Origin of the sequence: Synechococcus sp. 63AY4M2 (assembly GCF_002760475.1) — a bacterium.
Classification (GTDB): domain Bacteria; phylum Cyanobacteriota; class Cyanobacteriia; order Thermostichales; family Thermostichaceae; genus Thermostichus.
Genome location: NZ_AXUX01000001.1, coordinates 2,340,236 through 2,367,105, shown reverse-complemented (window position 1 = coordinate 2,367,105; position 26,870 = coordinate 2,340,236). Strand labels below are relative to the sequence as shown.

Here is a 26,870-nt window from a genome sequence, read left to right as displayed (position 1 = left end):
GCCACCTACTGCTACTCGTGGCTGGGTCTAGGAGGGGATCCCATCCTGGCAATCCAGTAGCCGCACTGGTGTTCTCCGTTCACCTGCCAGGTGAGGCGCTCTACCCGGCAGTCGGGCAGGGCGGCGGCAAACATCTCCAGCTCGTGGCCGCAGACGCTGGGAAAACGCTGGGCAATTTGGGCAATGGCGCAGTGGTGCTCCACCAAGACGTACTGCTCGACATACTGCTCAGAGCCTTCTGCTGGCCTGGGGGCAGCCAGGTGGTTGGGATAGGGGTAGTACTCCGCCATGTAGCCTTCTGCCTGGCGCAACTGCACCAAGCGCTCCAGCCGCTTGGCCAGGGATCCGCATCCCATCTGGGCTTGGTACTCTTGGGCTTTGCGCTGCCACTGCTGCTGGAGCAGGGATCCCATCTGTTCGGATCCCAGGGTTTCGGCCAGCGTGTTGAGTAGGCCCAGGGCAAACTCGTCGTAGCGGGCAGGGAACTGCGCTTCCCCCTGGGGGCTAAGCTGATAGAAGTGCTGGGGACGGCCAAGGCCGCTGGGTTGAGCGACATGGCGGATCAGTCTCTCCGCCTCCAGATCCTTGAGGTGGCGGCGAATGGCTTGGGGAGAAATGCCCAAGTGCTCTGCTAGGGTTTGGGCAGTAGCCTGTCCTGCCTTGCGCAGGTAGATCAAGATAGCCTGCTTACTGGAAGTAGGCTGGGTAGCCTGGCTGGCGATCCTACGTGCTCGGTTCACCGTTGTCCTCCTGCCTATTTTGACAACGGGATCATTGCTAAAGTAACTTGAGGATTAGTTAAGCAACAACTATGTTGTTTTAGTTGCCCGTCTGTTCTTGCGCGCTTCTAATCCCTACTTGAGAGCCACCCATGTCTAAGAGCGTCCGCGCCCTGGTTGACCAGCCCTACAAGTACGGCTTTGTTACCGACATCCCTTCAGAATCCATCGGCAAGGGCCTAAACGAGGACATCATTCGCCAAATCTGGGCCAAAAAGGGGGAGCCGGACTTCATGCTGGAGTTCCGGCTGCGGGCCTACCGCCAGTGGCTGAAGATGAGCGAGCCCACTTGGCCAAACGTGACCTACCCCCCCATTGACTACCAAAACATCGTCTATTACTCGGCCCCCAAGGTGCGGGAGAAGAAAAAGAGCCTGGACGAAGTGGATCCGGTGCTGCTGGAGACTTTTGAAAAATTGGGGATCCCGCTGTCTGAACAGAAGCGACTGGCCAATGTAGCGGTGGACGCCATTTTCGACAGCGTCTCGGTGGCCACCACCTTCCGGGAGAAGCTGGCCAAGGAAGGGATCATCTTCTGCTCCATGTCGGAGGCGCTGCGGGAGTATCCCGAGCTGGTGCGTAAGTACCTGGGTACGGTGGTGCCTATTGCCGACAACTACTACGCGGCGCTGAACTCGGCGGTATTTAGCGACGGCTCCTTTGTCTACGTGCCCAAGGGGGTGCGCTGCCCCATGGAGCTCTCGACCTATTTCCGTATCAACAACAGCGAGTCGGGCCAGTTTGAGCGCACCCTGATCATTGCCGACGAGGGATCCTACGTCAGCTACCTGGAGGGCTGCACGGCCCCCATGTTCGACACCAACCAACTGCACGCGGCGGTGGTGGAGCTGATTGCCCTGGACAACGCCGAAATCAAGTACTCGACGGTGCAGAACTGGTATGCCGGCGACGAAAACGGCAAAGGCGGCATCTACAACTTTGTGACCAAGCGCGGCCTCTGTCAGGGGGCCAACTCCAAGATCTCTTGGACGCAGGTGGAGACCGGCTCGGCCATCACCTGGAAGTATCCAAGCTGTGTGTTGGTGGGGGAAAACTCGGTGGGCGAGTTCTACTCAGTGGCCCTCACCAACCACTACCAGCAGGCCGACACGGGCACCAAGATGATCCACATCGGCCGCAACACCCGCAGCAGAATTATCTCCAAAGGCATCTCGGCAGGGCACTCCAGAAACAGCTACCGCGGCTTGGTAAAAATTGGGCCGAAGGCAGAGGGCGCCCGCAACTTTTCCCAGTGCGATTCCATGTTGATTGGGGATCAGTGCAGCGCCAACACCTTCCCCTACATCGAGGTGCAAAACCACACCGCCAAGGTCGAGCACGAGGCCTCAACTTCCAAGATCGGAGAAGAGCAACTGTTCTACTTCCAGTCGCGCGGTATCTCCACAGAAGACGCCGTGTCCATGATCATCAGCGGCTTCTGTCGCGAGGTGTTCAACCAACTGCCGATGGAGTTTGCCGTCGAGGCGGATCGGCTGCTGAGCCTGAAGCTAGAGGGATCCGTTGGCTAGATCCTTGGCAAGGGATCCTGCCTGTTGTCCATTGCCGAGGGGTCTGGCGCAGCTAGATTTTGGGGAGCGGCGCTGGGGGGAACTCCTAGGCGCCAAGCTGTCATCGATTCGAGAGCAACTGCTGACATGATCCGGGAAAACAGCCCTGTCATCCTCTCCGTTCGCGATCTCACGGCCGAGATCGACGGCACTCCTATCCTCAAGGGGGTAAACTTGGAAATCCGCGCCGGCGAGATCCACGCCATCATGGGGCCCAATGGCTCTGGGAAAAGCACCTTCTCCAAGATCTTGGCCGGTCACCCCGACTACCGGGTAACAGGGGGCGAGATCCTCTATTTGGGCAAGGATCTCTTGGCCATGGAGCCGGAGGAGCGGGCCTGGGCCGGGATCTTCTTGGCCTTTCAGTACCCCATTGAGATTGCGGGGGTGAGCAACTTGGATTTTCTGCGGGCTGCCTACAACGCCCGGCAGAAATACCGGGATCAGCCGGAAATGGATCCCCTCGAGTTTGACGACTTCGTGCGGGAAAAGCTGAGCATTGTCAAGATGGATCCCGCTTTTTTGGAGCGCTCCGTCAACGAAGGGTTTTCCGGCGGCGAGAAAAAGCGCAACGAGATCCTGCAGATGGCTGTGCTGGAGCCGACGCTGGCCATTTTGGACGAGACGGACTCCGGCCTGGACATCGACGCCCTGCGCGTCGTTGCCCAGGGCATCAACCAACTGGCCGGCCCTGAGAAGGCCATGCTCCTCATTACCCACTACCAGCGCCTGCTGGAGTATGTGACCCCCGACTATGTGCATGTGATGGAAGGCGGGCGCATCGTCCTCAGCGGCGATAAGACCTTGGCGCTGGAGCTGGAAGAGCGGGGCTACGACTGGCTCAAGGAGGAGGCGCGATGAGCAACCCCTCCGAGAGGGCTGAGCGCTTTGGCCACTCCTTTCTGGAGCACCTCCTCCGCCAAATCCCGGAGGTAGAAGATCCCCATACCACCCTGAGGCAGCAGGCCCGCGCCCAACTGGCGGAGCTGGGGATCCCCACCCCCCGCGAGGAAGACTGGAAATACAGCGACCTCTCGCCGCTAGTGGCCCATGCCTTTCGCCTGGCCGGCCCTGGGGATCTGGGTCTGGAGCGGGCCACCCTGGAGCCCTGGCTGTGGCCGGAGAGCCGTCACAGCTATGCGGTGTTCGTCAACGGCTACTTTGCCCCCCAGCTTTCTGACTTGAGCGGCCTGCCGTCGGCCCTGCGAATAGCTCCTCTGAGCCAGTCTGCCCCTGGATTGTTGCAAACCATCGCCAAGGTCGATGTCTTCAGCGCCCTCAACACCGCCCATCTGGCCGACGGGATCCAAATCGAGCTGCCACCCCAGCAGGAAGTTTTGCCGCCCTTGCACCTGCTCTGGGTGACGGTGGCCTCTGAAGGAGAGGCGGTTCTGGCCCAGCCCCGCTGTCTGGTGGCTTTGCAGGCCCACAGCTCCCTCACCCTCATCGAAGACCACGTCTCGTGGGGGGCAGGGATCCCCTTCGGCAACGCTGTTACCGAGATCGCCCTGGCCGAAGGATCCCGTCTACACCATGTGATCCTGCAGCGGCAGGGATCCCAGGCTTTTCACATCAACCAGACTGCCGTGCGCCAGGGCCGCGACAGCCACTACCGGCTGCAGGCCATCCAGTGGGGATCCCAGTTTTCCCGCCACAACCTGGAGCTTGTCCAGGTGGAGCCCCAGGCCCACACCCAGCTGCAGGGGCTGACCCTGGTGAAGGGATCCCAGCACAGCGACACCCACTCCCGCTTGCTCCATCAAGCGCCCCACGGCAGCAGCCGCCAACTGCACAAGTGCATCGTGGACGAGGCGGCCCGCGCGGTCTTCAGCGGGCGGATCCTGGTGAGCCAAGCAGCCCAACTGACAGACGCCGCCCAGACCAACCGCAACCTGCTGTTGAGCCCCAAGGCGCGGGTGGATACCCGGCCCCAACTGGAGATCTTCGCCGACAACGTCAAATGCGCCCACGGAGCCACCGTCAGCCAACTGGAGGCGGAAGAGATCTTCTATCTGCAAAGCCGCGGCATTCCCCAAGCCCAGGCCAGGCAACTCCTCACCTACGCCTTTGCGGCAGAGATCCTAGAGGGGATCCCGCTGGCCCAGCTTCCTTCCCAGGTGGCCAAGCGCTTGGGATCCGGCTGAGTTGTCCCTCCCATTTCGCTCCAGCCCTTACTGCCATCGGCCAGTCTTGAAATGGCTGCTAGCGGCCTGCGTCGCCCGCGCCCGTCGAACGGCGAAAAAAAAACGCCCGTGGCGTCGCCGGCTCCCGCCGAGAAGCCCGAAATCCCTTACCGGCCCTGTAGGTGATGGCATTGGGCCGCAGGCTTGCTTTGGCTATCTTTCCGACCCGTTGTGCAAAACAACTCCAGCCCCTTTTGCTGAAGTTCGGAGAAGCTGTCTTGGGGGTTTAGGGCGGCAGAGGGGTGGGAATCGGAGGAACAGATCTAGTCTGGTTGGCGCGACTTTATCATCGCCAATCCTGGCCTGGCCCACTTCTCTTCCCCCGATTCTGCGGATCCCTCTGGCCTCTCTGCCGAAGCACCCAGCGCGCCGAAGAGCCATACCGATTCTCTAGCCTTTGGCGCCATCAAAACAAAAGCTGCAGCCCCCCTCCGCGCTTGAGTCCCTGCTCCCCCCTCACCTTTTACCACGGCAAGAACACCGATTGAACGCCTATTGAGGAGAGCCTTTCTCCTTTAGAGAACCACTTCAAGTAGTAGGAGAAAAATGTGGCCTCGAAAAGAGTCCCCAACTTTTGGTTGCAGAAGTACGCCAGGAGGTTATGATCCTGGAGAGGACTGTAGGGCATTAGAAAATGTTGGACATACCACCACAACCTTTAACCGGAAAGGCTCTCCTGCAGAAGGTAGAAGCGTTGAGCCATCTTCCGCGCCGCGAGACGGCAAAGCGCTGTGGCTACGTAACCATGACCAAGACCAACAAGCTCCGCGTCAACTTAAATGAGTTTTATGATGCGGTGCTGGCGGCAAAAGGTCTGAGCCTCAGTCCAACTGCCAAGCGTGACAGGCGCGGTCGCGAGCCAACCTTTCGCGTGAGCGTTCACAAGAATGGTCAGATCATCATCGGGTCCGCTTACACCGAAAAAATGAATCTCAAGCCCGGCGATGAGTTTGAGATTCAGTTGGGCTATAAGCACATTCACCTCAAGCAAGTGCTCAACGGTCAGGTGATGGAGGACTCAACCTCGAACGAAGAAGCTGCCCCCAAAAAGACGCGGAGCCGCAGGAAAAAAACAACAGGAGCTTGAACCTCTTCTGGAGTTGGGCAAGGGAATCCAGTTGAGAAACTGTCACTGCAGGGCTTTCTCTCTTCCAAACCCTCCTTAAGATGGGATCCGAAGCTTGGGTTTATTGACTTCGCCAACCCTAGATCTGAAGATCCCTATGTACCAGACTGTTCAACCTCCTCTCAAGTTTCTGCCGCCGCGATTGACGCCTTGGGTAGTTCGTTTGGCGCAAGCGGGTTTGCCCTTGTGGTTGCGCTGGGCCAAGGGGATCCCGCGCGTTGAGGTGGAGGGGGGCGAGCGTTTGGCCCAGCTTTATCAGCAATTTGAGGCAGGCAAGATTCGCCTGTTGGTAGCCTTTCGCCACCCCACCCTCGACGATCCCCCCTGCTTGATGTACCTGTTTTCCCATCTTCTGCCTCAGGTAGCTCGACAACAGGGGATCCGCCTGCGGCAGCGTCCCCATGTTTTGTTTGTCTACGACCGCGGCCTGCCCCTATGGCTGGGCTTCATTGGCCGCTGGGGGCTTCCCCGGCTGGGCGGGATCCCGATTTTGCGGGGCCGTCTGGATCGGGCAGGGCTGAAGAGCTCTCGCGAGCAGTTTGTGTCAGGCCCGTACCCCCTGGCGGTGGCTCCCGAAGGGACAATCAACGGCATGAGTGGGCTGCTCAACCCGCTGGAGCCGGGGGTGGCCCAAATGAGTTTCTGGGCGGTGGAGGATCTGCACAAGGCGGGGCGCCCGGAGGAGGTGCTGATCTTGCCGGTGGGCCTCCGCTACTCCTACTTGAGGGATCCCAGCCTGGCGCTGGACAGGTTGCTCCGCCGCATGGAGGCGGATTGCAAGCTCCCGGCCACGCGCTCGGCCCATGTCGGCAAAGGGTTTTTGATGGCCCGCCTGCTCCGCCTGGCCGAGCATCTGATTCAGGTGATGGAGCGTTTTTACGAGCGCTTCTACGCCCCAGCTTTGCCCGACGCGGCGCGGGTCAGCCTGAAAGGGGGAGGGGATCTGTTGGCACGTCTGCAAAGCCTATCGGATCTGGCCCTGCGCGTGGCCGAGCAGCACTTTGGCCTGCAGCCCCAGGGAGACTTGATCGAGCGGCGGCATCGCATCGAACAGGCAGGCTGGGCCTGGATCTACCGGGAAGATATCCCTGATATTGCGGCGCTTTCGGCTGTGGAGAAGGGGTTGGCCAATCGCGTCGCCTCTGAGGCCAGCTTCCACCTCTGGCACATGCGCCTGGTGGAGACCCTGATGGTGTTTGCCGTGCGTCCCCTGCCGGAGCAACCCAGTTTGGAGGAACTGGCCGAAACCGCCCTGCGGCTGTGGAACCTGTTGGCCTGGATCAAAGGCAAAAACGCCGTCGGCGCTGCCCCCCCCAGGTTGGGGCCGCGGCTGGCCCGTTTCAGCATCGGCGATCCCCTCTCGGTTTCGGAGCGCTGGCCCGCCTACCAGGCCAACCGCCGGCAAGCCGTACAAGCTCTAACCCAGGATTTGCAGGCGGAGATGGAGCGGCTGCTGCAAGGGATCCCGCGCTCCCCTGCGAGCGTGGCCGTCGGCTGAGATCTGGGTTGGCTGGCCTTGTCGAGGGGAGCGGGAAGGCCTGGGCCGAAACCGATACCGGCCTGTTGTTGGGAATTGTTGCGCCGCCTGTAGGGAAGGCCTCCCCAGCGTTCAGCCAGAAACCGCGGGAGCCCCGCCCTCTATCCCCCCACCGCCAACGGCATCTTCTACTTAGAACCTGCTAGACTTGTTGGGATGGGTAGCCGAGTACGGTGGACTGAGGGCGAGCTTCTTGTTCGCCTTCGCAGAGATTCCCCGACTCCTCAGGTGTTTCTTCAAAAGAGCCTGTCCAGTGAGTCGCAGCCAAGCCTCTGATCCCCCTCAAGACTTGAGCATCTGCATCGGCATCACGATCAGGGTATTGCCTTGGCGATCGACCACGTAGAGCTCTTGCCCAGGCTGGATCTCCAGGTCGGGGACGCTGCACTTGGCATTCCAGGTGGAGCCGAGATAGGAGACCCGACCCCGCTTGCCCGGCGGAATGGCCGTAACTGCCCGCGCTTCTCGCGATTCCTTCAGGAGATCTTCCAGCTGAGTTGAAGTAGAGGGCAGCAGACGCCGGCTGAGAACGATCAACCCAAGGGAGAGCACAATCCAGGCCGAGAACTGGGCCCAAACTGGCCACCCCCAATAGGCCAAAAGAGCAGCCCCTAGGGCAGCCACACCCGCCGGCCCGGCCACCAACTCCGGCAAAAACAGCTCGGCAGCAATGAGAACCAAGCCGAAGACAACCCAGGGCCAAACCATACAACCCAGGCATTCGACCCCATTTAATTAGTATGGCTCAAAGCACCTGGATTCTGCACTGGGATTTGTTGCCGAGCTGTTAGCTAGCCGCCCAGGCGGTAGTTCTCCAAAAACTGCAGGGGATCCACCTCTGCTTGGGGGGGATCCTTGGGTAGGTTCCTGGATTCGGCGATCCGCATCAGCGTCTCCCAGTCGGTGTTCATGACGAAGGCCACTGCTTGACGAGCCGCCTCTCGGTGGGGGCAGGCGTCGCCCAAGACACAGCCATCTCGGCAAAGAGTGGCGCAGTCGTGCTCAGTGCTCTTGAGAGTTGGGCCAGCCATGAGGTCGTTTTCTCCTAGGCTTTTACATTTTCTTCAGAATACCTGACCTGAAGAGAATCTTGCGCCTGCCGGGGATCGGAATGGGCGCAGATAGCCTGGATGAAGTGAGAAGACCGGTTAAGCCCAGAGGAGCAGTGGTTTTATGGAGTTTTCCCAACTGCAGGTGCTGGTGGAGCAAGCCCTGGAAGATAAGAAGTTAACCCGCAGCGAGGTGGATCAAATCATCGCCGCCATCCGGGCCGATGGCAAAATCTCCCCGGAAGAGATGAGCTTGCTGGAGTCCATTCGCGAGAAGGTGCTGCGCCGGGAAATTCAGGTGGTGGAAGAGTGAGGGGCCGGGATCCCTTTTTGCAGGTAGAGGGTAATTTCGCTGCGGTTGTGAAACAGGTGGCGCGCCCTCACCACCGGGAAGGCGCTGCCCAAGATGTCTAGGGTCTGGCGGAGCACCCGCAGGCGATGCTGGTGGGGGAGCTTTAGGGTCATCACGGCTGCCCCCTGCGGCTCCAGATGAGGGGCAAAAGCCGCCATCAGATGGGCAGAGGCACGGCCATCCATGCGCATGTCGTTGAGGATGAGGTGAAACTGACCTGGACAGCGGGCCAGATAGGCTTGGGCGCTGAGGCGATGGTGACAAATGCCGGCATCGTGGCGGAGGCGCTCGTCCAGCTCCGCCGGATCCACAGCCGTCACCTGCTGGCCATGCAGGCGCAAAATGCGCGACCAGCCCCCCGGCGCCGCCCCCAGATCCAAGGCCCGTCCCCCTGGTTGCAAAGGGACGCGAAACACCTGGATGGCCTCCAGCAGCTTAAACTCCGCTCGGCTGATCTGGTCGGGATCGCGGCGAAAGCGGTGGACGCCGCCGGCCCAGGTGGAGAGGTTTTGCGCCGCCAGCGACAGGCCTAGCCAAGCCCGGAGCCCTGTCGAGCTGGCCAGGAGCACCACCGAGATCACCTGCTGGGGATCCTTGACCTGCAGAGGGGATCCCACCGTCGCCATCACCTGTTCGGCCAGGGCTGCGTTAACCTGGAAGGGCTTGACGTTGAGCTTGCCAAACCGGCGCGTCTGTACCGAAAAGCTGAGGGCAGGGTCGATGGCCGCCAAGAGGTTTTGATCGAGGCGCAGCAGGGAGATCTCGTCGAGCTGTCGCTCTTGGTGGATGGGGCAGATGTGGCGCAAAAAAATGGGCGGGTTAGCCTGCCAGGCCTGGGCAAGGTCGGCAAACGAGCGCTGGCTGCACACCCGCACTAGGCCAGGTGCCTCCGGCAAAGGCTGAAAGACGGCCTCGGGATCCGCTGCCGCAATTTCCCGCCTCGCCAGATCCAGAAAATCGGGGTCGGCGCTGCCCAGCCACAGGTGAGTAGTGGGGGGAAGAAACCTGCTCACCTGACCCGCTGCCATCGCAAATAGGGCAAGGAAGCAGCTACCTCTTGAATCCGCTCCCGGGCGGCCAGCAATTGTCCGGTGGCATCCCACGTCCCCTGCACCAGCATCTGCCAGGCCCCCTGTGGGATCTCGACAGCAGCGGTTCTATCCTCCCAGCACACCTGTTTGTTGAGCACATCCAGCGTCAACCGGAGCTGTGGATTCTCGGCCACCGCCCCTTGCAGGGTTTGGATCACGCTGGCGGGCGCCGTGACGCAGGGGATCCCCAAGGCCAGGCAGTTGCCGAAAAAGATCTCGGCAAAGCTTTCGCCGACGAGGGCGCGGATCCCCCACTTGGCCAGGGCTTGGGGGGCGTGCTCCCGGCTGGAGCCACAGCCAAAGTTGGCGTTGACCAGCAAGATCTCTGCCCCCTGGTACTGAGGCAGGTCAAAGGGATGCTGGCCGGGATTCTGGGCCCGGTCGTCGGCAAATACATGCTGGCCCAAGCCCTCAAAGGTAACGCACTTCAAGAAACGGGCCGGGATAATCCGGTCAGTGTCGATGTCGTTGCCCACCAGCGGGATCCCGCGGCCCGTGATGGTCAAAACTTCGCTTGGCATGGGAATTGCAGTGACCTTCTGGACTCAAAAGCTGGGAATTGGCTTCAGAGTTTTGCAGGGTATAGCCTGGGATCCCTTGCCCAACTCTGCTTGGCCGAGGGGGCAAGCCAAGCGCCAGAAACGAACCATCCAGCTCGGCTAGCGGCGGTAAACTTGGTTTTCCAGGTTGCGCACCTGCCGCTCCAGCCGATCCAGCCGCCCGCGCAGCTCGTCCATTTCCGATTGGCGAGGAACACCCAAATCCTGCAGGACGTTGCGCACCTGCCGCTGCACGTAAGACTCCAGGTTGCTCTGCTCGGATTTCACCTGGTTGAGCAGGTTGTTGATGACGTTGGAGGCCTCTTCTGGCTTGAGCTGACCTTTCTGCACCAGCTCGTCAGCAGCCTTTTTCAACTGCTCCGCGAGCAGAGCGGTGGTGCCCACGCCCATTAGTAAGAGCTGACGTAAGATACTGTTATTGTCCAACGCTGCCCTCCAGAGAATGCTTGCCGAAGGTACGGGCTTCTATGACTACCTATTCTCCTCAGTTTGCCCTCAACTTCGCAACCGGGTCGGCCAGCTTCCCGCTTTCGGCAGAGGGGGCGCGGGAGTGGCACAGGGCTTTGCAAACCCTTGTGGAGCGGCTCAAAGTGGGGGCAAGCGGCCCCCAACGCCAGCCCCAGGCGCCGATTGAGTTTCACCATGCCGCCCCAAACTTGTACCTGGAGATGTTCTGCAATCCCAATATCTGGCCCGGCCCCCACGCCGCCAAGGTGTTAGTAATGTTGAAAACAGGGGCATTGCGCCTTTCTATTGAAGTGGAGTTCTCCCGCCTGCAAGAAGACCTCAGCCAATATCTGGAGTCTCTGAGATGAGCGAAGGCCGACACGCTTTGGGCGAGGAGCCGGCGGTTATTGCAGTAACGGAGCTGCTGGTTGAGCCGCCAGGTGGGATCCCTGGCCAGATGGAGACCGTTTCTCTCACTTGGCACGATCGCCAGCACTCTCGGCAGCGGCTGGTGAGCGACTGAGGCAGGGAAATCCAGTTGATGCTGCCACCCGTCTCCACGAGGAGGATCTGCTCTCCGCGGATGCGCAGCGACACATTCCAGTCGAGGCCCAAGATGGCATTTTCTGCCTAGAAGCGGTAAAAAAGGCTGGAAAAAGCAGGTAAGTGTGAGCTGTTTAGAACCCCAGAGGGTTAGCTCATCAACGCCGACGCCCATGCGGCGACGAATACGAAGTAACGGCAACCTTTGGACTTTGTCTGTGGAAAGTCAGCAGAGGCGCTTTGACAACGCCTTTAAGAGTCTGTTTCCGGGCTGCTTGAAAATCCCCGCCACTTAAGGCCGGAAGTGTCAAAACGGGTTATCGTATCAAGGGGATCCCTGTGTGGGGAAACAATCTGGGCTGCTCTCCCTTGGTAAAGATTGCCATGCATTCGAGCGAGTCTTTTCGACGCACCAAAATTGTTGCCACTATCGGCCCTGCCAGCTCCAACCCCGCCATCCTAAGGGAAATGATCCTGCAAGGGGCAACCACCCTTCGCCTCAACTTCTCCCATGGGGATCACGACCTGCACCGCCGCAACATCCGCCTCATCCGCCAAACCGCTATGGACCTCGGCATCCAGGTCGCCATTTTGCAAGACCTGCAGGGGCCCAAAATTCGCCTCGGCAAGTTCGCCGAAGGCTCGATCACCCTTAGGAGCGGGGATCCCTTCGTGTTGACCAGCAAGCCCATTTTGGGATCCCAGGAGCGCAGTTGGGTCACCTACGACAAGCTAGCCCAAGAGGTGCCGGAAGGGGCGACGATCCTCCTCGACGACGGTCGGGTGGAGATGCGGGTGGAGGCGGTGGATCCCGAGGCGGGGGAGCTCTTCTGCCGCACCATTGTCGGCGGCACCCTCTCCGACAACAAGGGGGTGAACTTCCCCGGCGTGCGCCTCAGCATCCGCGCCGTTACCGAAAAAGACAAAGAAGACCTCTACTTCGGCCTCAACCAAGGGGTGGACTGGGTGGCCCTCAGCTTTGTGCGGGATCCCTCGGATGTGCTGGAGCTGCGGGAACTGATGGCCGCTGTCGGCAAGCGGGTTCCTATCATTGTCAAGATCGAAAAACACGAGGCCATCCAACAACTGCCCCAGATCCTGGCCCTCAGCGACGGGGTAATGGTGGCGCGGGGAGATCTGGGCGTAGAGCTGCCGGCGGAAGAGGTGCCGATTTTGCAGAAGCGGATCATTGCCATGGCCAACTGCCTGGGGATCCCGGTGATCACCGCTACCCAAATGCTGGACAGCATGGCCCACAGCCCTCGTCCCACTCGGGCCGAGATCTCGGATGTGGCCAATGCTATTTTGGACGGCACCGATGCCGTCATGCTCTCCAACGAGACGGCGGTAGGCAAATATCCCGTCGAGGCGGTGGCGACCATGGCCCGCATTGCTGTGCGCATCGAACGGGATTACTTCAGCCCGATCTATGTCGATCGCCGCCAACACCTGCGCACCCTCACCCTGCAGGAGCTGAGTCAAAATAACGGCAGCCCCGGTGGCAATGGCTCGCCCCGGCCCAAAACCCTGGTCACCGACTCAATCAGCCGCGCCGTAGGGGAGATTGCCCAGGAGTTGGATGCGGTGGCGGTGATGACCCTGACCAAAACCGGGGCTACGGCTCGCAATGTCTCCCGGTTTCGCCCGCGCACCCCGATCTTGGCTGTAACTCCTCATGTAGAGGTGGCGCGGCAACTGCAGTTGGTGTGGGGGGTACGGCCCTTGTTGGTCATGGATTTGCCTACCACCCGCCAGACCTTTCAGGCCGCCATCAACGTGGCTCAGGAAGAAGGCTTGCTTAAGGATGGCGACTTGGTGGTGCTCAGCGCCGGCACTTTGCCAGGCGTATCCGGCTCCACCGATCTGATTAAGGTAGAGGTAGTCAAGGCAGTGGTGGCCAAAGGCAGAGGGTTTGGCAAAGGCACTGTCAGCGGCCCGGCCCGCATCCTCAGATCTAGCCTCGATGCCAGCAAGATCACTGCCGGCGACATCCTGGTTGCTCGCGCTACCGATGCCAACTATGTGGAGGCGATCAAACAGGCGGCCGGGGTGATCACCGAAGAAGATGGGGCCTCCTCCCATGCGGCGGTGATCGGTCTGCGGTTAGGGGTGCCGGTGCTGGTGGGAGTTAAGGATGCTACGCGCCTCATCCGCGACGGCGCCATCGTCACCCTAGACCCAGAAAAAGGCACGGTGACCTCAGGAGCAGATGGGCTGGGCTTTTAGAGGGTTTTGCGGTCATTTCAGACAAGTTTGAGACCGTCTCCCAGTTCCTCTCTCCCCGGGAAAGGGAAGGCAGGGATCCGCGCAATGAGCGGTTTCACTGCCGTTTGACGCTTCAAGATACTCTCTCAGGGCTCTGCGCCGACAAGGATTTATCAAAGCCCATCAAGCTGATAACCTTTGCAAATAGTTGCACAGAATCCTTCACAAACGGGTCGCTGGCAGAAGTCCCAAGTTAGATTTCCTACAGGAGGCCGGTGACCATAGCAGAGGGCAGAGCCAGGGTTTGCCACCCTCACTTTGGTTCAGTTTGACTCGCAGGATCCCTACGAAGTTATCCACCGTTTCAAGCCCATCGCCGAAGTTCCCGAGCTAACCCGCGAGACCTATGTGCCGCGGGCCTCTACCCCTTTGCTAGATGCCATGGGTCGCGGCATCACCGACTTGGAAAGCGGCCTCAGCCAACTCGCTGAAGCAGATCGCCCTGCGAGGGTGGTTATGGTGGTGGTAACCGATGGCCAAGAGAACGCCAGCCGCGAGTTCCGCAAAGAGCAAGTCGAGAAGATGATCAAAGAAAAAACAGAGAAAGACGGCTGGCAGTTTGTTTTCTTGAGCGCCGATCTGGCTGCCATCCGCGATGCCAAGGCCGTCGGCGTCGCTCCCGTCGCCTCCCTGTTGTACCAGAAGTCCGGCTTGGGCAGCAAATTAGCCTGGGCTTCCCTTGCGATGCGCCTCTCCGACTACCGCTCAGCTCGTCTTCACAGTTTGATGTTCCTCGAAGAAGATCGCCAGCATCCCGACGACCCGAACAAGAAGAAGAAGAATAACAAGAGCTGATCCCTTACCGGTGCAACTTGCCGAGATCCTGGCCACGCTCCAACCCCCCGTATACGGGGGCAGGGGGGCGGGGCTCCTGCGGTTTCTAGCTGAAAGGGATCCTCACCTTCAAAGCTTCCCGCATCTGGGTTGAGACGAACCCACCCCAGAAGGTGGTTGTCGACGGAGAAGTGGTGGGCACAACCCCCGTCCAGATCGAGGTGCATCGCGCCGCCTGTGCGGAAACCCAACTCCGCCGAAAAGCTCGCCATCTTCTGGGTGAGACGGGTTTCGCCGAGCCTGACCCTGCTGAGCGCAACCGTGGGCCTGGGCGGGATCCTCGGCTCAGCTCTGGTCCTCTGGGGACTGACTCTGGCTTTGCAAGGACTGGCGCCCTCCAGTCAAGCCATCGATGCATGGATTTTGCAATGGCTGCAGCGGGCCAGCCCTTGGCTGGATCCCTTGGCTTGGGTGGGGTGGGGGTTAGGGCATCCGATTGGGCTGGTGGGTTTGACCGCCTGGGGATGGGTTTTGCTCTGGCGCAGCCAACAAAGACGGACGGCTTGGGGACTGTTGGTTGCAGCCTTAGGAGCTGCCGTGATCGCCGGGATCCTGCAGCCTACCTTTTCTCGCCCCCGCCCAGATCTTTGGGATCCCATCCTGTCGGAGTGGACAGGTCATCGCAGCAACGGTAATCTACGGCCTTTTGGGCTATCTGGTGGCAAGCTATTATCCTGCTCAGCGGCGCTGGTTCGCTGGAGGAGTGCTGGGGATCCTATTCTTCATCGGTTTCAGCCGGGCCGACTGGGGGTTGAATTGGCCCAGCGATCTGCTGGCGGGGTATAGCCTGGGGGCTTTGTGGTTCATCTTTTGCCTCACCCTTCTGCGGATTCAGTGGATGCGCCAGACAAATGGCCGCGGCCAAGCAAGGTAGTGCATAGGTACAGAATCCTCCGGTTGCGATACACTACCCAGATAAGGCCCTTTGCCGGTTAGTTGCAGCCTCTGGCCAAAAGCTTTTGGGATGGGTCAGGGGATCTCGGAAAAGAGCTGTTATCTCTTGTATCTCAGCGCCCCAAATATCCTATGACTGCTACTTTTGTTCACACACCTTTGGCGCAAACCCTTCTGACCCGTCCTTCCTGGGTTCGGGATTCCATGCTGGTGTTGGGGGGAAGTTTGTTGGTAGCGGCCCTGGCGCAGGTGCGGATCCCTTTGCCCTTTACGCCAGTACCCATCACCGGACAAACCTTCGGCGTGATGCTGGTGGGGGCAGGCTTTGGGTCGAGGTTGGGCTTTCTCGCCTTGCTGCTGTACCTGCTGGAGGGGCTTTTGGGGTTGCCCTTCTTCAACGGCGGCGGCTCCGGGCTCAGCCACCTAACCGGACCGACAGGGGGCTACTTGCTGGCCTTTCCCCTGGCCGCAGGGCTGATGGGCTGGTTTGTGGAGCGCTGGGGGGTGGATCGCAGCCCTTGGAAGATGGCCGCGTCCATGCTCTCCTGCTCGGTTTTGATCTACGTCTTGGGAGCCACCTGGCTGGGGGTGTGGCTGAACGAGAATGTCGGCCCCACTTCCGTCTTGGCCGTGCTCACCAAAGGCGTGTTCCCCTTTATCCCCGGCGATCTGCTGAAGTGTGTGCTAGCAGCAGCCCTGCTGCCCACCACTTGGCGCTGGCTGGGGCGGGAGACAGCGGATCCCAAGTCGTCCTCAAGCTAGGGCTTGCCCAACAGCAGCCCGATCGGTGTAGGGCCAGCCTCCCGAAAATCTAAAAAAAAAATGATATCTGCCGCAGTTTGGCCTTTTTTCTGAGATTCTAGTAACTGTGATCAAAACGGTGTTTAAAGCAACAGATTCAATGGAGCGCTTCCCTATATTGCTCTAGAGTTTTATAAGTCGCTGAGCGACAAGCCCCTTTATGGGGCTTTTTTTATCGGCTTCATAAAAAAGGTGGGATAGGGCTGACCCTGACTTGCTATAGCCAATTTGGCTGAGGGTGGAACGCTGTTAGAGATAAGATGGCATGGAGCAGACTCCAAGAGGCAACTCCACGAGCCACAGCCCAGACTTAGGAGAGAGTTGTAGGGTATGTTAAGGAAGGGGACAGCCCGACAATAGCCGCATAGATTTACGAAGTCAGTCGTTAACGGTTTATCGCTGGCTGAGCCGAGAAAACCTAAGACCAACAGTTTTCAAGACACGGAAGTAAAAGATGGACTGCCCTAAAAGAACATGTGGAGCAGTAGATCAGAGGATAGAGCCAAGCTGTTCAACCCAGTGCTACAGCCTAATTAAGGGGTACAGTAGCAACACTTAGCAAGCCAACCCTATCAAAAGCCAGAAACTGGATCACCGTTTCCTGGGTGGCCTGGCCGTAGCGCTGGTAAAACAGCTCCTGATCCCCGGTGGTGTAGAGGAAAACCTGAAGGGCAATCTGGAAGCGGAGATCACCGTTTTGGATGCCCTTTTACTCAAGTAAGTTGATCAACACTCACGTCACCGGAATGGCCAAGAACACCGCCAACAAGCCGGCCACAGTACCGCTCACAAACAAAGAGAAAAACATGATCACAGGGTTGATATTGACGGATCCCTGCATCACGCGAAGCAGGAGTAAGCTCTCTTCTACTTGTTGTAGGGAGATACAAATTACTGGATAGAGAGCCATACGCTCTGTGATAAGACAATATGAGCAATTAGGCTAGTCCCAATAGTGGCTCCAATACCTGGAATTAAATCAAATAAACCTGTAATCATCGATGAGGTTAGAGCTGAAGGGATCCGAAGTACTAAAAACACTGGAAAAGCTGAAATAGCGAAGAAAAACGACAACACGGCTCAACCCCAGAAAAATCCCAAAAATTCCGCCGCACACTTTCAGTAATTCGAGCTTTCCACTCCTCTGGGAACGGCTTTAGAAATAAGCTCCACAGTCGCTTTCCATCCAGCAGGATAACAATTTAAAAACAGGTTTACTAAACCGAAGACCAAGCTGCGCAAAGTCAACACGTCAGGGCCCAGTAGGCCTGTCGAAAAGGCTTCGGGCAAGCTTCTGAGCAACAAAATCCCCGCGGCCTAGCCAGCGCAAGTTAGCCTGGGCATTTAGTTGGGGATCTCGATCGTGACATTGGCCAACTGCACATCGTCATAGTCCACCCAAGCCCCACCGTCCTGGCCGATTGTGTCAGTCCCCAGCGGCACAAAGATATCCAGGGATCCACCCAAAAGAGGGATACTGATCCGGGATCCGCCGGCGATCCTGCCAGGCTGGATCACCGTTTTGCCAGTGCGCAAGGTAACCGTATTCAGCCCCAGGCGCAGATGCTCTAGTGGCAGAGGGATGCGCAGGTCGTCTCCCCCCAAGTGGATTTGCTCCACCTCCACTCCGTTTAAAAGCACTCGCATGGGAGACATATTGGCGCCGGGAATGCGGGACTGGCCGGCCCGATAGGCAGCGGCAGTATCCAACCCAATCAGGGATCCAAGCCGCAAAACCGGTGGGCGAGGCGGCAGGCGGTCTAGGCTGAAGGAGCGGGTCATCTCCACCCCTTGGGCAGGCGCCAGAAATTGCCCGGCAGCCGCCGACTTTGGAGAATATTGGTTATCGCCCAGGCGGATGACATTGGCCTCCAGCACCAGCGTGGCGTTGGGATCCCAGCGCTCCAACTGCAACTGCCAAGGCCGATCCCCGCCGGTCTGTCCGTTGCCTGTGCTCTGGGAATAGGGCAAATAGTTCTCCAGCCGCGCCACCAAAATTTCTTCTGCCGGCAGCGGCCCCGGCAGGCGAAACCGCCCTTGGGCATCGGTGCGCACCGAAATCCCTGCCCCCGGAATGGCCACCTCCACCCCGGCCAAAGGCTGCCCTGTCAGGCGATCCACCACCTGCCCAGAGTAGGCCGAGTCCAACTGCACCTGGCCGGTGGGTGCATCTGTGGCCGCCTGAATGCGCTGCTGCAACACCTGCCAATCGGCTTCTGTAATCCGCCCATCCTGATCGACATCGGCAGCCCGGATCTGGTCGTCGGTCAACTCCCGTTCTCCCCGCAAATAGGCCCCCAACAGGTTGAGATCCTGCACCGTCAAACGACCATCCCCATCCAGATCGCCTGCTTGAAAGGGCTGCGCTTGGGCAGAAGACAGGTCTATCCAACCCAGAGCCAGGGATCCCAGCAACAAGAGAGAACGGGCTAAACAGGAGACCCTAGACATCACAACTCTCCTGGGGAAAGAGCCGAAAGGCACTCTTTATGTCCTTATGTTTTAACGCAATTACTCCCCCACAGCAGGGTTGGCCGAGCCGGTGCGAAGTACTCTTAAACGCAATTTTGCTCGCCCGCCTTTGGCTGCAGGAGCCGAAAACTTGGTGGTAGGATAACCGTGGTGACTTGCTTCTCCGATGGCTCGATACTCCTGCGTTACCCAGCTCATGGGCTCAGCCGAGCAGTTAAGCGAAGCGATTCGCGCTGTCTTGGAGCGTTGCCAGCTTACTGTCCTACACAACAGCCCTGACTACTGGGTGGCCGGCGAGCCGCCTGGAAAAAATCCCTACGCCAAACTGGTGACGGTAGAGGTGTTTGTGGATCGCACCCGCCAAGCCGCTGACGGATCTGTACAGGTCACCTGCATCGCCAAAAACGAAGAGCTGCCCCTGAGAAGCGTCAACCATTGCCAACAAACCTTTGACCAATTGAGGACAGAGCTAGCCCAGTTGCAAGCTCAGCTGCAGCTTGCTGCTCGACAAAAAGAGGCCATAGAATAGCGAAGCTGAGTTCCCTTGGATCTCATGGCACGTCGCTGCCAACTGACCAACAAAAAACGCAACAACGCTTTCGCCATCTCCCACTCCCACCGGCGTACCAAGCGTCTGCAGGAGGTTAACCTGCAGTGGAAACGCATCTGGTGGGAGGAGGGCAAGCGGTTTGTTCGTTTGCGCCTTTCCACCAAGGCACTGAAAACCCTCAAGGCCAAAGGGATAGGGGCCATGGCCCGCGAAGCTGGAATCGACCTCAACCAATTTTGAGGGATCATCCGCTGCCTTGACCTCTTGAAAACCGATCTGCTGGGGCTGGCGCAAGAGTGGCCCTGGCTACAGTTCACAGCAATCCAAACAGTTTGCGTGACTTGGGCTGGAGCCCCGCCAGCAGAGTGTTGAGGGTGTCCCGCTGAGTAAGCTCGTTGGTGCCGCTCGCGCGTTCGAGCAAGAACTTGCGCATTTCGTCCGAGAGCTTGGCGTCGGTAAAGTCGGCGCCGACAAAGCTGGCCCCTTCAATTTGGGCCTCTTGGAGGTTGGCCCCCACCAGGAGGGCTTGGTCAAAGTTGGCATTCTGCAACTGGCAACTGGATAGGATGGCCTGGGAGAGGTTGCAGCGAAAGAGGTTGGCTTGGCGAAAGTCGGCGGCAAAAAAGTTGCCTTCCGTTAGGTTGGCAGCCACCAAGCTGGCCTCGCGAAAGATGGAATGGCTGAAGTGTCCCCCCTGAAAGCTGCTTTTGTCCAGCTTGGCAGCGGTGAAGTTGCTGTAGTCTCCCAGGGCTTGACTGAAGCTGGATCCCCGGAGATCGGAGGCAGCGAAGTTGGCCCGCTCCAGCTCGGCACGGCGAAAGTTGCATAACCGCAGATCTGCCTGCTGCATACTGAGCGAGCGCAGGTTGGCCCGCGTCAAGTTGGCCTTGGGCATCTGGATGCGGTCGAACAGGCCCCGCGAGAGGTAGGCGCCTTCGAGGTTGGCACCCAGCAGGGAGCGCCCTTCTCGCAGGGCTGCTAGCAAGTCCCGCGTGGTTTCAATGCGAACCGGCTCGGAGGGTTGGGGAGAAGGAACACTCACAGACAGACCATTCCTCACAGGCGAGCCAGAAACCTGGTCAACCTGGCCGAAACACTGAGGTCTAACAGGGATCTCATCTAACTAAGCTAACGTTTGCTTCGCTGGTCAGGGTTAAGGGGATGTTAAAGACGGCTCTGCATCGGTTTAACTTCCTGCCCGGAGCAATCCGCTCCAATTTGTTGCATACTCAGGGCAGCTTTTCGTTGCTCAAACCATTCATGCAGGTAGCTTTCATTGTCGATCCGTTGTCTCAGTTGCAGGTGGGCCACGACACCAGCGTTGCCCTAATGGAGGCGCTGCAGAAACGAGGCCACCGCATTTTTTGCCTTGGATTGGCCGACCTCTACTGGGATCAAGGGGAAACCTGGGGATCCGTTGAGGAGATTGTGTTGGATCTAGGAGCGGATCCCTGGTACGAAGTCAAAGAACGGCGTTTGTTGCCCTTGAGCCAGATGCAAGCCGTATGGATGCGCAAGGATCCGCCGGTGGACGCGGCCTATCTCTACGCCACCTACCTTCTGGATCATCTCTCCCCCCGCCGCACCCTAGTGCTCAACCATCCTGCCGGGATCCGCTCCGCCAACGAAAAGCTCTATGCTTTGCGGTTTAAAGAGTGGATCCCGCGTACCTGCGTCAGCAGCAGCAAGGCCTTGCTCCGCCAATTCGTCGAGCAGGTGGGGCAGGCGGTGCTCAAGCCCCTGGGCGGCAAGGGTGGGGAAGGGATCCTGCGGGTCAATGCCGGCGATCCAAACCTCAATTCCTTGATCGAGCTGAGCACTCAGTTTGGCCGGCTGCCCGTGATGGTGCAAGAGTATTTGCCGCAGGCAGCAGCGGGAGATAAGCGCATTTTGCTGCTGGAGGGCGAGCCTTTGGGCGCCGTCAATCGCATCCCTGGGGAGGGGGATTTCCGTGGCAATGTGGCCGCTGGGGGTCGGGTGGAGAAAACCGAGATTGCTGAAAAAGAACGGGCCCTCTGCGCGGCTTTGGCGCCAGTGCTGCGGCAGGAGAAACTCTATTTTGTTGGAATTGATGTCATCGGGGAACGGCTGACAGAGATTAACGTCACCAGCCCAACTATGCTGCGGGAGATCTGCCAGTTAGAAGGGGTTGATCTGGCCGATCAAGTGGCCCAGTGGCTGGAGAAGAAAGTGCCCATCAAAGCGTAAACTGCCCCACGCCCTCTTCCGAGGAATCTGGGCATTATCCAACAGATACCCTCTCCAGTCACTTTCCCCCTTTGAGCTCCCTCGCAAGAGCATCGATGCTACAGCCTGTTAAAAATAGGGTACAGGTATTCAAGAGGCAGGAGAGGAGGGGATGCCAACCCATTCTTTGGATTGACGGCAAAGAGTTGTGACAGCTTATCAGGCAGGTAAGACCTCTATCCGCTTCCGAAGTGGGTTTGCTAAGTGTTGCTACTGTACCTCTTGATTCTTTAGCAGGCTGTACCTCAAGCTCTGGGGGAAGTTACGCCTGGGGTCTGCCGGGGCTGGGCGACCAGCTAGGTAGGAGTCGCTGAAGCACAGACAAAAGTTCCCTTTTGCCCGCTGTTGTCTAAGTCTTTTAGAGCGGCATCTCCCAGTGCAGCTCGACGTAGGTATGGCCTTCCGGAGTGTGGGTGCGATGCCAGGAGCCCTTGGGCAGGTAGCGGGCAATGGTATTCATGGCTTTGCTGCCATAGCCGCCACCGGGGCTGGGGGCGTATTCTACGCCGTCATTGATGACCGACAAGCAGCAGTGGCGCTCCTTTTGCACCAAGGACACCTTGACGAAGGAGGCGTTGCCCTTGGGAGGTTGCACATGGGCGATGACATTGCCGATGGCCTCTCGCAAAAAGCGCAAGATGTCCTCCCGTTGGTCGAACCACTCGCCGGTATTGGGCTCCTCCAGAGGTTGTAGGTGGCGCTCCACAGGCAAGGTCAGGCTGCCCGTCCGAATCAGCTCGTCCAGATAGGTGTCGATGCCCCGGTGCAAGCCCTCCCGCAAGCTGGGGGAAATGCGCAGCTTGGTGGCCAGGGTGCGCACATCGTTAAGCTGCTCGCGAATGCCTCGCCCGATCCTTTCCAGTTGTTCCAGCAGACGATCGTAAATGGCAGGATCGGGATCCTTACCCTGCTGCTGTTGCCATTGCAAGCTCTCCAGCTCGTCCATCACCACCTTCAGCTCCTGCAGCTCGCGATCGTGAATGTCGGTGGCAATGCGGTAGAGCAGCTTGCGGGCTTGGTCGATAGCAGCCTCTTGTTCGGCCCGGCGCAGGCGCTCCAGTTCCTGTTGCTGGGCCAAGAGCCGCTCCTGGTTCTCCAAGATTACCAAGGTCAGAAGCAGGCTCACCCCCGTTAGACCGACGGCCAAAGCCGGCAAGGTCAGCGGCCAAATCCAACGCCACAGCAAAAATTGGGTCACGGCCCACCCTTCATAAGCAACCAGCCCCACCACTGGCCAGAGGAGAGAGCGCTGTTGTTTCCAGTCCCAGCAATTCCGTCGCGGGGAGGGGCGATAGAGCACCCAGATCAGGCCCGTTCCCGCCCCCAGCAGGAAGACAACTCCCGCCGCTAGCCCTGCCGGCAGGGATCGGTACACCTCTCCGGTGAGCAGGCTCGAGAGGATTTGCGCCTGCAGCTCGACTGCCGCAATCTGGGATCCATCCGCCGTCCGCACCGGGAAGGTCTCCGGGTAGCCGCCCACAAAGCCGACCAGGACAATTTTGTCTCGCAGTTGGTCGGCAACTTTGGGGTCGAGGGGCGGGATCCCTTCTTGGCCGCGGCAGGCTTGGCCGGGGCTGAGCGTCGGGGAGCCGGATCCCGTCTGGGAGATCAGCGGCGGACAGACCCGTTCGATGGGGATGATGGGGATGCTGTGCTGAGAGCCAAGGGGATTGAACTGAAACGGCTGTAAGCCCCGCTTGCGAAACCAGCGGCTAGCCTTCTCCGGGTCGTACTTGGCAAAAGCCAGAGCCTCCACCGAGGCGAACATCTGCTCCTCCTGGCTGTCGCGGCGTAGGTAGAGCCCCCGCAACTGGGCCTGGCGTAGGATCCCGGTTCTGTCGACTCGGTGTTGCACCACCCCCTGAACATGCTCTGGCGGCACCAAATACTCAAGGCGCAAGGACGAAAAAGGCAAGAAGTGGTTGTAGATGTTGATCTCGGAGCGTCCAAAGCTCTCGCTGCTGCGGGTGGCCAAAACCAAGCGATCCGGGTAGCGCTGCACCACCTGACGCAGGGGAGCATCTAGGTTCTCGTTGCCCAGATTCTGCGGCACCACAAAGCTGCTGGGCAGGTTCAGCACCACCACCCTGGCTTCGGCCTCTTCCAGAAGGCGCAAGGTCAGGCCGGCGTAGTTAGCCCGTTCCAAGAGAAAGTCAACATTATGCTGGCCATCACCACTTTCTCCCTGCCCATCAATGCGGCCATCGATGCCGAGGATCACCACCTCCGGGGAAGGTTGCTGAGGGCCGCGCCAAGCATAGAGCCATTCCTGGGCGTCGCTCTCCAGCCGCAGCAACAAAGGGTGCTGGGCAGAAAGGTTGAGCAAGGTGGCCCACCCCAGGCCCCAAGCCAAGGCCCAGCCCAGTCGCCGCCGGGAGGGAGACAGTCGCCTCTGAGGGCCACGCTCTTGGCCAGCAAGAAGGGGAGAAGCGAGATTCGGCATGTTGAGGCCAACAGGTTGAAGAGCGCCTCCTCTGCCATCTTGGCCGCTGACAACGGCTGGCGAGGGGATCCCTGCCCACCCAGTTGCTGGGGAAAAACCGCAGCTTCAGGGGTGATGGTTGCGCACCCGCGCCGCCTCCTCAGGACTAATGCCGAGACGGGTGAGGTTAACGCGGCCCTTGTGGTCGATGCTGCGCACCTTGACCACCACCTCATCTGCTACGGCAATTTCATCCTCCACCCTGCTGACGCGGTACTCCGCCAGTTGCGAGATGTGGATCATGCCCTCTTTGCCCGGCAAGAACTCCACAAAGGCGCCGATAGGAATGATGCGGGTCACCTTGCCCAGGTACACCTGCCCCTCTTCCACCCGCCGCACCAGGTTTTCGATCATCGCCCGAGCCGCTTCTGCCTGGCCGCCCACCGAGGAGGACACGGTGATCGTGCCATCGTCGCTGATGTCCACCTTGGCTCCTGTCGCTTCGGTGATGCTGCGCACCATCTTGCCGCCAGGGCCGATGATCTTGCCGATATCTTCCGGATCCACCTTGAACGTGAGCAGACGAGGGGCTGTTTTGGCCAACTGGGGCCGAGGCGCCGGGAGAACCTCCAGCATTTTGTCAAGGATGTAGTCCCGCCCGGCCTTGGCCTGCAGGAGGGCTTTCTCCACCACATCCACGGTGATGCCGGTAATTTTCATGTCCATCTGCAAAGCGGTGATCCCGGCCCGCGTGCCGGCCACCTTGAAGTCCATATCCCCCAAAAAGTCCTCGATGCCCTGGATGTCGGTGAGGATGCGCACCTCGTCCCCTTCCTTAATTAAGCCCATGGCTACGCCGCTGACCGGCGCTTTGATCGGCACCCCGGCATCCATCAAAGACAGGGTAGAGCCACAGACTGAGGCCATCGAGGTGGAGCCATTGGAGGAGAGCACCTCTGAGACCACCCGCACCACGTAGGGAAACTCCTCCTCCTTGGGCAGCACCGGCACCAAGGCCCGCTCCGCCAGCGCCCCATGGCCGATCTCCCGCCGTCCCGGCGAGCGCGAGGGCCGCACTTCTCCCACGGAAAAGCCGGGGAAGTTATAGTGGTGCATGTAACGCTTCTCGTCCACTGGGTGCAGATCGTCCAGCTCCTGGGCATCACCAGGGGTGCCGAGGGTGGTGATGGAAAGGACTTGGGTGAGGCCGCGGTTGAACAGAGCGCTGCCGTGTACCCGTGGGATCAAGCCCACCCGACAAGAGACTGGTCGCACCTCGTCCAGCTTGCGCCCATCCACCCGCACCCCCTCCTGCAAGATCTGCTGGCGCATCAGCTTCTTGGTCAAAGCCTTGAACTGGTTGTCCAATTCCTTGGGATTTTCCAGCAGATACAGCCGCAAGGGATCCCCCTCTGGCCGTGCCTGGATCTGGGCCTCTAGCTTGGCCTTGATCGCCTCCAGTTGTTGCTCGCGGCTGGTCTTATCCAGGAACTGCCTGAGGACGGAGCGAATCTCCTCCTGGGCGTGTTCTGCCACAAAGGCAACCAGCTCCTCATTTTGAGGGGGCGGGGGCAGCTCCACAGGGGTGATGTTGAGATCGGCGAAAACTTGCTGTTGGGCCTTGAGCAGCTCTTGAACGGCCTCGAAACCAAACTCAATGGCCTCGACCACGTCCTTTTCCGGCAGTTGGTTGGCGCCGGCCTCCACCATGATTACGCCGTCGGCACAGCCAGCCACCACCAAATCCAGATCGCCGGCCTCGATCTCGGCATAGGTGGGGTTGATGATGAACTCATCTTTAACCAAGCCGACCCGCACCGCCGCCACCGGGCCGTTGAAGGGGATGCGAGCGCTGTGGATGGCCAGCGAGGCCCCCAAAATACACAACACATCGGGCGGCACCTTGTCGTCCACCGAGAGGGTGGTGGCCACGATTTGCACATCGTCCCGCAGCCATTCTGGGAACAAAGGCCGCAGGGGCCGGTCTATAAGACGAGAGATCAGGGTGGCCCGCTCCGGTGGCCGACCTTCCCGCCGCAAGTAGCCTCCTGGGATCCGCCCGGCAGCGTAGAGCCGCTCCTCATAGTCCACCAGCAAAGGCAAGAAATCGACACCGGCACGACCGGCTTGTCGCGTAGCCGTGACCAAGACCGAAGTTTCCCCAGAAGTCAACCAGACTCCGCAACCTGCCTGGGGAGCCATCAACCCAATATTGATGTCAATTTCCCGCCCGTAAAAGGAAATCGACCGAGTATATTCCGCCATGTAACGCTTCGCCTTCTTTTTTCTTGCCGCTATCGTAGCATTCTCTTTTTGCTTTGTTCTCTGGTGGGAGAGAGTTGGGGCGTCGCCAAAAACTGTTCTTCTGGCTCTGGCCGGGGAGCTGCAGCAAGGCTAGGGTAGGCCAGATGCTCGCTTGCCGCCAACCCAACCGCCTCCCGTGCTGATGCTAGAGCCGCTGACGCCTGCCCAAATCAGGGCCTACCTGGAGCGCATTGGCTACGTCGGCCCCACCCAGCTCACCCCGCAAACCCTGCGCCAGATCCACCTGGCCCACCTGCTGCGGGTGCCGTTTGAAAATCTGGATATTCACTGGGGTCGCCCCATTCGCCTGGAGCGGGATTTTTTGTTCCAAAAAATCGTCCGAGAGCGGCGGGGCGGCTTTTGCTTTGAGCTGAACAGCCTGCTGGCCGCTGCTCTGCAGGGGATGGGGTTTTCGGTCCATCTGCTCTCGGGACAGGTGAGCCGGGCCGTTCACGCTACTCGGACGGAGCCTGATGGCCACTTTGGCCCCGAATGCGACCATCTGGCCCTGCAGGTGAACTGCGGCAATGAGGCGTGACATCCTCTCCCGCTAAGCCCTGACGGGCTGTAGACGGGAGCTTCCGAGAATCACTTCCCGGAGTTGCTGCTTCAACGGACTGGTAAACCAGGATCCTCCACAGCCAGAGAGCGGCAGTCCCACCGCCCCCCTATATCCCCCCGTATACGGGGGGACCTGAGTCCACGCTTCAAAATCTCGATAGCAGCGTTCAAGTCTCTGTCCCAGGACCCACAACGAGGGCAATCATGCACCCGTTCCGACAAGGTCTTGGGAACACGCTCCTCACAAACACAACAATTTTGGGACGTACCACGGGGATCCACTCT

General features: G+C 59.5%; 28 protein-coding genes. 16 read left to right on the top strand and 12 right to left on the bottom strand.

Going from position 1 to position 26,870, the window contains the following annotated elements; all coding sequences use genetic code 11:
- Positions 1–11 precede the first annotated feature (11 nt).
- Positions 12–740 carry an iron-sulfur cluster biosynthesis transcriptional regulator SufR gene (gene sufR / locus SYN63AY4M2_RS10570; RefSeq protein WP_099887367.1) on the bottom strand — a complete coding sequence of 243 codons (729 nt, stop codon included), beginning with the start codon at positions 738–740 and terminating at the stop codon, positions 12–14.
- Between the two features lie 131 nt (positions 741–871).
- Here sufR and sufB point away from each other — a divergent pair, with 131 nt between their 5' ends.
- From sufB to SYN63AY4M2_RS10545, 5 genes are all read left to right on the top strand, one after another.
- Positions 872–2,308, top strand: coding sequence for a Fe-S cluster assembly protein SufB (sufB, locus tag SYN63AY4M2_RS10565; protein ID WP_099887366.1), 1,437 nt, complete (start codon positions 872–874; stop codon positions 2,306–2,308).
- Between the two features lie 126 nt (positions 2,309–2,434).
- Complete coding sequence (sufC, locus tag SYN63AY4M2_RS10560) at positions 2,435–3,208, top strand: Fe-S cluster assembly ATPase SufC (RefSeq protein ID WP_099812918.1); 774 nt, start codon at positions 2,435–2,437, stop codon at positions 3,206–3,208.
- Complete coding sequence (gene sufD / locus SYN63AY4M2_RS10555; protein WP_099812916.1) at positions 3,205–4,491, top strand: Fe-S cluster assembly protein SufD; 1,287 nt, start codon at positions 3,205–3,207, stop codon at positions 4,489–4,491. The genes sufC and sufD overlap by 4 nt, the downstream gene beginning before the upstream one ends.
- 673 nt (positions 4,492–5,164) lie before the next feature.
- The gene (locus tag SYN63AY4M2_RS10550; protein WP_011431008.1) at positions 5,165–5,617 is read left to right on the top strand and encodes an AbrB family transcriptional regulator; all 453 of its coding nucleotides are present in this window, start codon (positions 5,165–5,167) and stop codon (positions 5,615–5,617) included.
- 136 nt (positions 5,618–5,753) lie between these two features.
- Positions 5,754–7,154: a 1-acyl-sn-glycerol-3-phosphate acyltransferase gene (locus SYN63AY4M2_RS10545; RefSeq protein WP_011431009.1), complete on the top strand. Its 1,401-nt coding sequence runs from the start codon at positions 5,754–5,756 to the stop codon at positions 7,152–7,154.
- 321 nt (positions 7,155–7,475) lie between these two features.
- On the opposite strand, the gene SYN63AY4M2_RS10540 is transcribed toward SYN63AY4M2_RS10545, so the two are convergent.
- Both SYN63AY4M2_RS10540 and SYN63AY4M2_RS10535 read right to left on the bottom strand, forming a co-directional pair.
- On the bottom strand, positions 7,476–7,901 hold the full coding sequence (locus tag SYN63AY4M2_RS10540) for an NfeD family protein (RefSeq protein ID WP_011431010.1): 426 nt from the start codon (positions 7,899–7,901) through the stop codon (positions 7,476–7,478).
- An 83-nt stretch (positions 7,902–7,984) separates the two neighbouring features.
- Positions 7,985–8,224: a hypothetical protein gene (locus SYN63AY4M2_RS10535; RefSeq protein ID WP_011431011.1), complete on the bottom strand. Its 240-nt coding sequence runs from the start codon at positions 8,222–8,224 to the stop codon at positions 7,985–7,987.
- Between the two features lie 142 nt (positions 8,225–8,366).
- Here SYN63AY4M2_RS10535 and SYN63AY4M2_RS10530 point away from each other — a divergent pair, with 142 nt between their 5' ends.
- On the top strand, positions 8,367–8,555 hold the full coding sequence (locus tag SYN63AY4M2_RS10530) for a hypothetical protein (protein ID WP_011431012.1): 189 nt from the start codon (positions 8,367–8,369) through the stop codon (positions 8,553–8,555).
- Here the strand turns inward: SYN63AY4M2_RS10530 and SYN63AY4M2_RS10525 are convergent.
- The 3 genes from SYN63AY4M2_RS10525 to SYN63AY4M2_RS10515 all read right to left on the bottom strand — a co-directional run bounded on the left by SYN63AY4M2_RS10525 (position 8,537) and on the right by SYN63AY4M2_RS10515 (position 10,671).
- On the bottom strand, positions 8,537–9,607 hold the full coding sequence (locus SYN63AY4M2_RS10525) for an SAM-dependent methyltransferase (protein WP_011431013.1): 1,071 nt from the start codon (positions 9,605–9,607) through the stop codon (positions 8,537–8,539). The genes SYN63AY4M2_RS10530 and SYN63AY4M2_RS10525 overlap by 19 nt on opposite strands.
- Positions 9,604–10,206, bottom strand: a complete 603-nt coding sequence (leuD, locus tag SYN63AY4M2_RS10520; protein ID WP_041438503.1) for a 3-isopropylmalate dehydratase small subunit — start codon at positions 10,204–10,206, stop codon at positions 9,604–9,606. The genes SYN63AY4M2_RS10525 and leuD overlap by 4 nt, the downstream gene beginning before the upstream one ends.
- Before the next feature lie 138 nt (positions 10,207–10,344).
- Positions 10,345–10,671: a phasin family protein gene (locus SYN63AY4M2_RS10515; protein ID WP_011431016.1), complete on the bottom strand. Its 327-nt coding sequence runs from the start codon at positions 10,669–10,671 to the stop codon at positions 10,345–10,347.
- 41 nt (positions 10,672–10,712) lie between these two features.
- Here SYN63AY4M2_RS10515 and SYN63AY4M2_RS10510 point away from each other — a divergent pair, with 41 nt between their 5' ends.
- From SYN63AY4M2_RS10510 to SYN63AY4M2_RS10485, 6 genes are all read left to right on the top strand, one after another.
- Complete coding sequence (locus SYN63AY4M2_RS10510) at positions 10,713–11,060, top strand: hypothetical protein (protein WP_011431017.1); 348 nt, start codon at positions 10,713–10,715, stop codon at positions 11,058–11,060.
- The gene (locus SYN63AY4M2_RS13825) at positions 11,057–11,215 is read left to right on the top strand and encodes a hypothetical protein (protein ID WP_011431018.1); all 159 of its coding nucleotides are present in this window, start codon (positions 11,057–11,059) and stop codon (positions 11,213–11,215) included. Before SYN63AY4M2_RS10510 ends, SYN63AY4M2_RS13825 begins: the two co-directional genes overlap by 4 nt.
- A 404-nt stretch (positions 11,216–11,619) precedes the next feature.
- Positions 11,620–13,461 carry a pyruvate kinase gene (gene pyk / locus SYN63AY4M2_RS10505; RefSeq protein ID WP_011431019.1) on the top strand — a complete coding sequence of 614 codons (1,842 nt, stop codon included), beginning with the start codon at positions 11,620–11,622 and terminating at the stop codon, positions 13,459–13,461.
- 297 nt (positions 13,462–13,758) lie between these two features.
- Positions 13,759–14,295 (top strand): VWA domain-containing protein, encoded by a 537-nt coding sequence (locus SYN63AY4M2_RS10500; RefSeq protein WP_011431021.1) that lies wholly within the window; start codon positions 13,759–13,761, stop codon positions 14,293–14,295.
- Between the two features lie 216 nt (positions 14,296–14,511).
- Positions 14,512–15,120: a hypothetical protein gene (locus SYN63AY4M2_RS10495; protein ID WP_143596978.1), complete on the top strand. Its 609-nt coding sequence runs from the start codon at positions 14,512–14,514 to the stop codon at positions 15,118–15,120.
- Positions 15,121–15,360: 240 nt separating this feature from the next.
- A complete protein-coding gene (locus SYN63AY4M2_RS10485; RefSeq protein ID WP_099836027.1) occupies positions 15,361–15,990 on the top strand; it encodes a biotin transporter BioY in 630 nt (209 codons plus the stop codon).
- Positions 15,991–16,762: 772 nt separating this feature from the next.
- Here SYN63AY4M2_RS10485 and SYN63AY4M2_RS10480 read toward each other — a convergent pair.
- The gene (locus SYN63AY4M2_RS10480; RefSeq protein ID WP_011431023.1) at positions 16,763–16,939 is read right to left on the bottom strand and encodes an AI-2E family transporter; all 177 of its coding nucleotides are present in this window, start codon (positions 16,937–16,939) and stop codon (positions 16,763–16,765) included.
- Positions 16,940–17,373: 434 nt separating this feature from the next.
- Positions 17,374–18,480, bottom strand: coding sequence for a dockerin type I domain-containing protein (locus SYN63AY4M2_RS10475; protein ID WP_099812909.1), 1,107 nt, complete (start codon positions 18,478–18,480; stop codon positions 17,374–17,376).
- 187 nt (positions 18,481–18,667) lie between these two features.
- Between SYN63AY4M2_RS10475 and SYN63AY4M2_RS10470 the strand changes: the two genes are divergently transcribed.
- Positions 18,668–19,030 (top strand): hypothetical protein, encoded by a 363-nt coding sequence (locus tag SYN63AY4M2_RS10470; protein ID WP_011431025.1) that lies wholly within the window; start codon positions 18,668–18,670, stop codon positions 19,028–19,030.
- Between the two features lie 24 nt (positions 19,031–19,054).
- Positions 19,055–19,291, top strand: coding sequence for a 50S ribosomal protein L28 (gene rpmB, locus SYN63AY4M2_RS10465; RefSeq protein ID WP_011431026.1), 237 nt, complete (start codon positions 19,055–19,057; stop codon positions 19,289–19,291).
- A 73-nt stretch (positions 19,292–19,364) separates the two neighbouring features.
- Here rpmB and SYN63AY4M2_RS10460 read toward each other — a convergent pair whose 3' ends face one another.
- The gene (locus tag SYN63AY4M2_RS10460; protein ID WP_228375276.1) at positions 19,365–20,093 is read right to left on the bottom strand and encodes a pentapeptide repeat-containing protein; all 729 of its coding nucleotides are present in this window, start codon (positions 20,091–20,093) and stop codon (positions 19,365–19,367) included.
- 218 nt (positions 20,094–20,311) lie between these two features.
- Between SYN63AY4M2_RS10460 and gshB the strand changes: the two genes are divergently transcribed.
- Entirely contained in the window at positions 20,312–21,259 is a 948-nt protein-coding gene (gene gshB, locus SYN63AY4M2_RS10455) for a glutathione synthase (RefSeq protein WP_011431028.1), read from the top strand.
- 397 nt (positions 21,260–21,656) lie between these two features.
- Here gshB and SYN63AY4M2_RS10450 read toward each other — a convergent pair whose 3' ends face one another.
- Together SYN63AY4M2_RS10450 and SYN63AY4M2_RS10445 are read right to left on the bottom strand one after the other, a co-directional pair.
- The gene (locus SYN63AY4M2_RS10450; RefSeq protein WP_099812903.1) at positions 21,657–23,741 is read right to left on the bottom strand and encodes a CHASE2 domain-containing protein; all 2,085 of its coding nucleotides are present in this window, start codon (positions 23,739–23,741) and stop codon (positions 21,657–21,659) included.
- A 105-nt stretch (positions 23,742–23,846) separates the two neighbouring features.
- Positions 23,847–25,985, bottom strand: coding sequence for a polyribonucleotide nucleotidyltransferase (locus SYN63AY4M2_RS10445; RefSeq protein WP_011431030.1), 2,139 nt, complete (start codon positions 25,983–25,985; stop codon positions 23,847–23,849).
- Positions 25,986–26,136: 151 nt separating this feature from the next.
- Between SYN63AY4M2_RS10445 and SYN63AY4M2_RS10440 the strand changes: the two genes are divergently transcribed.
- The gene (locus SYN63AY4M2_RS10440; RefSeq protein ID WP_011431031.1) at positions 26,137–26,562 is read left to right on the top strand and encodes an arylamine N-acetyltransferase; all 426 of its coding nucleotides are present in this window, start codon (positions 26,137–26,139) and stop codon (positions 26,560–26,562) included.
- Positions 26,563–26,633: 71 nt separating this feature from the next.
- Here SYN63AY4M2_RS10440 and SYN63AY4M2_RS10435 read toward each other — a convergent pair whose 3' ends face one another.
- Positions 26,634–26,867: a transposase gene (locus SYN63AY4M2_RS10435; RefSeq protein WP_240530567.1), complete on the bottom strand. Its 234-nt coding sequence runs from the start codon at positions 26,865–26,867 to the stop codon at positions 26,634–26,636.
- Between the last annotated feature and the right edge of the window lie 3 nt (positions 26,868–26,870).

Coding starts and splice junctions, on each gene's coding strand:
- SYN63AY4M2_RS10510 (WP_011431017.1), top strand. CDS start 10,713: ATGACTACCTATTCTCCTCAGTTTGCCCTCAACTTCGCAACCGGGTCG.
- SYN63AY4M2_RS10470 (WP_011431025.1), top strand. CDS start 18,668: ATGGCTCGATACTCCTGCGTTACCCAGCTCATGGGCTCAGCCGAGCAG.
- SYN63AY4M2_RS10545 (WP_011431009.1), top strand. CDS start 5,754: ATGTACCAGACTGTTCAACCTCCTCTCAAGTTTCTGCCGCCGCGATTG.
- SYN63AY4M2_RS10485 (WP_099836027.1), top strand. CDS start 15,361: ATGACTGCTACTTTTGTTCACACACCTTTGGCGCAAACCCTTCTGACC.
- SYN63AY4M2_RS10475 (WP_099812909.1), bottom strand. CDS start 18,480: ATGTCTAGGGTCTCCTGTTTAGCCCGTTCTCTCTTGTTGCTGGGATCC.
- SYN63AY4M2_RS10530 (WP_011431012.1), top strand. CDS start 8,367: ATGGAGTTTTCCCAACTGCAGGTGCTGGTGGAGCAAGCCCTGGAAGAT.
- rpmB (WP_011431026.1), top strand. CDS start 19,055: ATGGCACGTCGCTGCCAACTGACCAACAAAAAACGCAACAACGCTTTC.
- SYN63AY4M2_RS13825 (WP_011431018.1), top strand. CDS start 11,057: ATGAGCGAAGGCCGACACGCTTTGGGCGAGGAGCCGGCGGTTATTGCA.
- pyk (WP_011431019.1), top strand. CDS start 11,620: ATGCATTCGAGCGAGTCTTTTCGACGCACCAAAATTGTTGCCACTATC.
- SYN63AY4M2_RS10540 (WP_011431010.1), bottom strand. CDS start 7,901: ATGGTTTGGCCCTGGGTTGTCTTCGGCTTGGTTCTCATTGCTGCCGAG.
- SYN63AY4M2_RS10480 (WP_011431023.1), bottom strand. CDS start 16,939: ATGGCTCTCTATCCAGTAATTTGTATCTCCCTACAACAAGTAGAAGAG.
- SYN63AY4M2_RS10445 (WP_011431030.1), bottom strand. CDS start 25,985: ATGGCGGAATATACTCGGTCGATTTCCTTTTACGGGCGGGAAATTGAC.
- SYN63AY4M2_RS10535 (WP_011431011.1), bottom strand. CDS start 8,224: ATGGCTGGCCCAACTCTCAAGAGCACTGAGCACGACTGCGCCACTCTT.
- leuD (WP_041438503.1), bottom strand. CDS start 10,206: ATGCCAAGCGAAGTTTTGACCATCACGGGCCGCGGGATCCCGCTGGTG.
- gshB (WP_011431028.1), top strand. CDS start 20,312: ATGCAGGTAGCTTTCATTGTCGATCCGTTGTCTCAGTTGCAGGTGGGC.
- sufB (WP_099887366.1), top strand. CDS start 872: ATGTCTAAGAGCGTCCGCGCCCTGGTTGACCAGCCCTACAAGTACGGC.
- SYN63AY4M2_RS10550 (WP_011431008.1), top strand. CDS start 5,165: ATGTTGGACATACCACCACAACCTTTAACCGGAAAGGCTCTCCTGCAG.
- sufC (WP_099812918.1), top strand. CDS start 2,435: ATGATCCGGGAAAACAGCCCTGTCATCCTCTCCGTTCGCGATCTCACG.
- SYN63AY4M2_RS10450 (WP_099812903.1), bottom strand. CDS start 23,741: ATGCCGAATCTCGCTTCTCCCCTTCTTGCTGGCCAAGAGCGTGGCCCT.
- sufD (WP_099812916.1), top strand. CDS start 3,205: ATGAGCAACCCCTCCGAGAGGGCTGAGCGCTTTGGCCACTCCTTTCTG.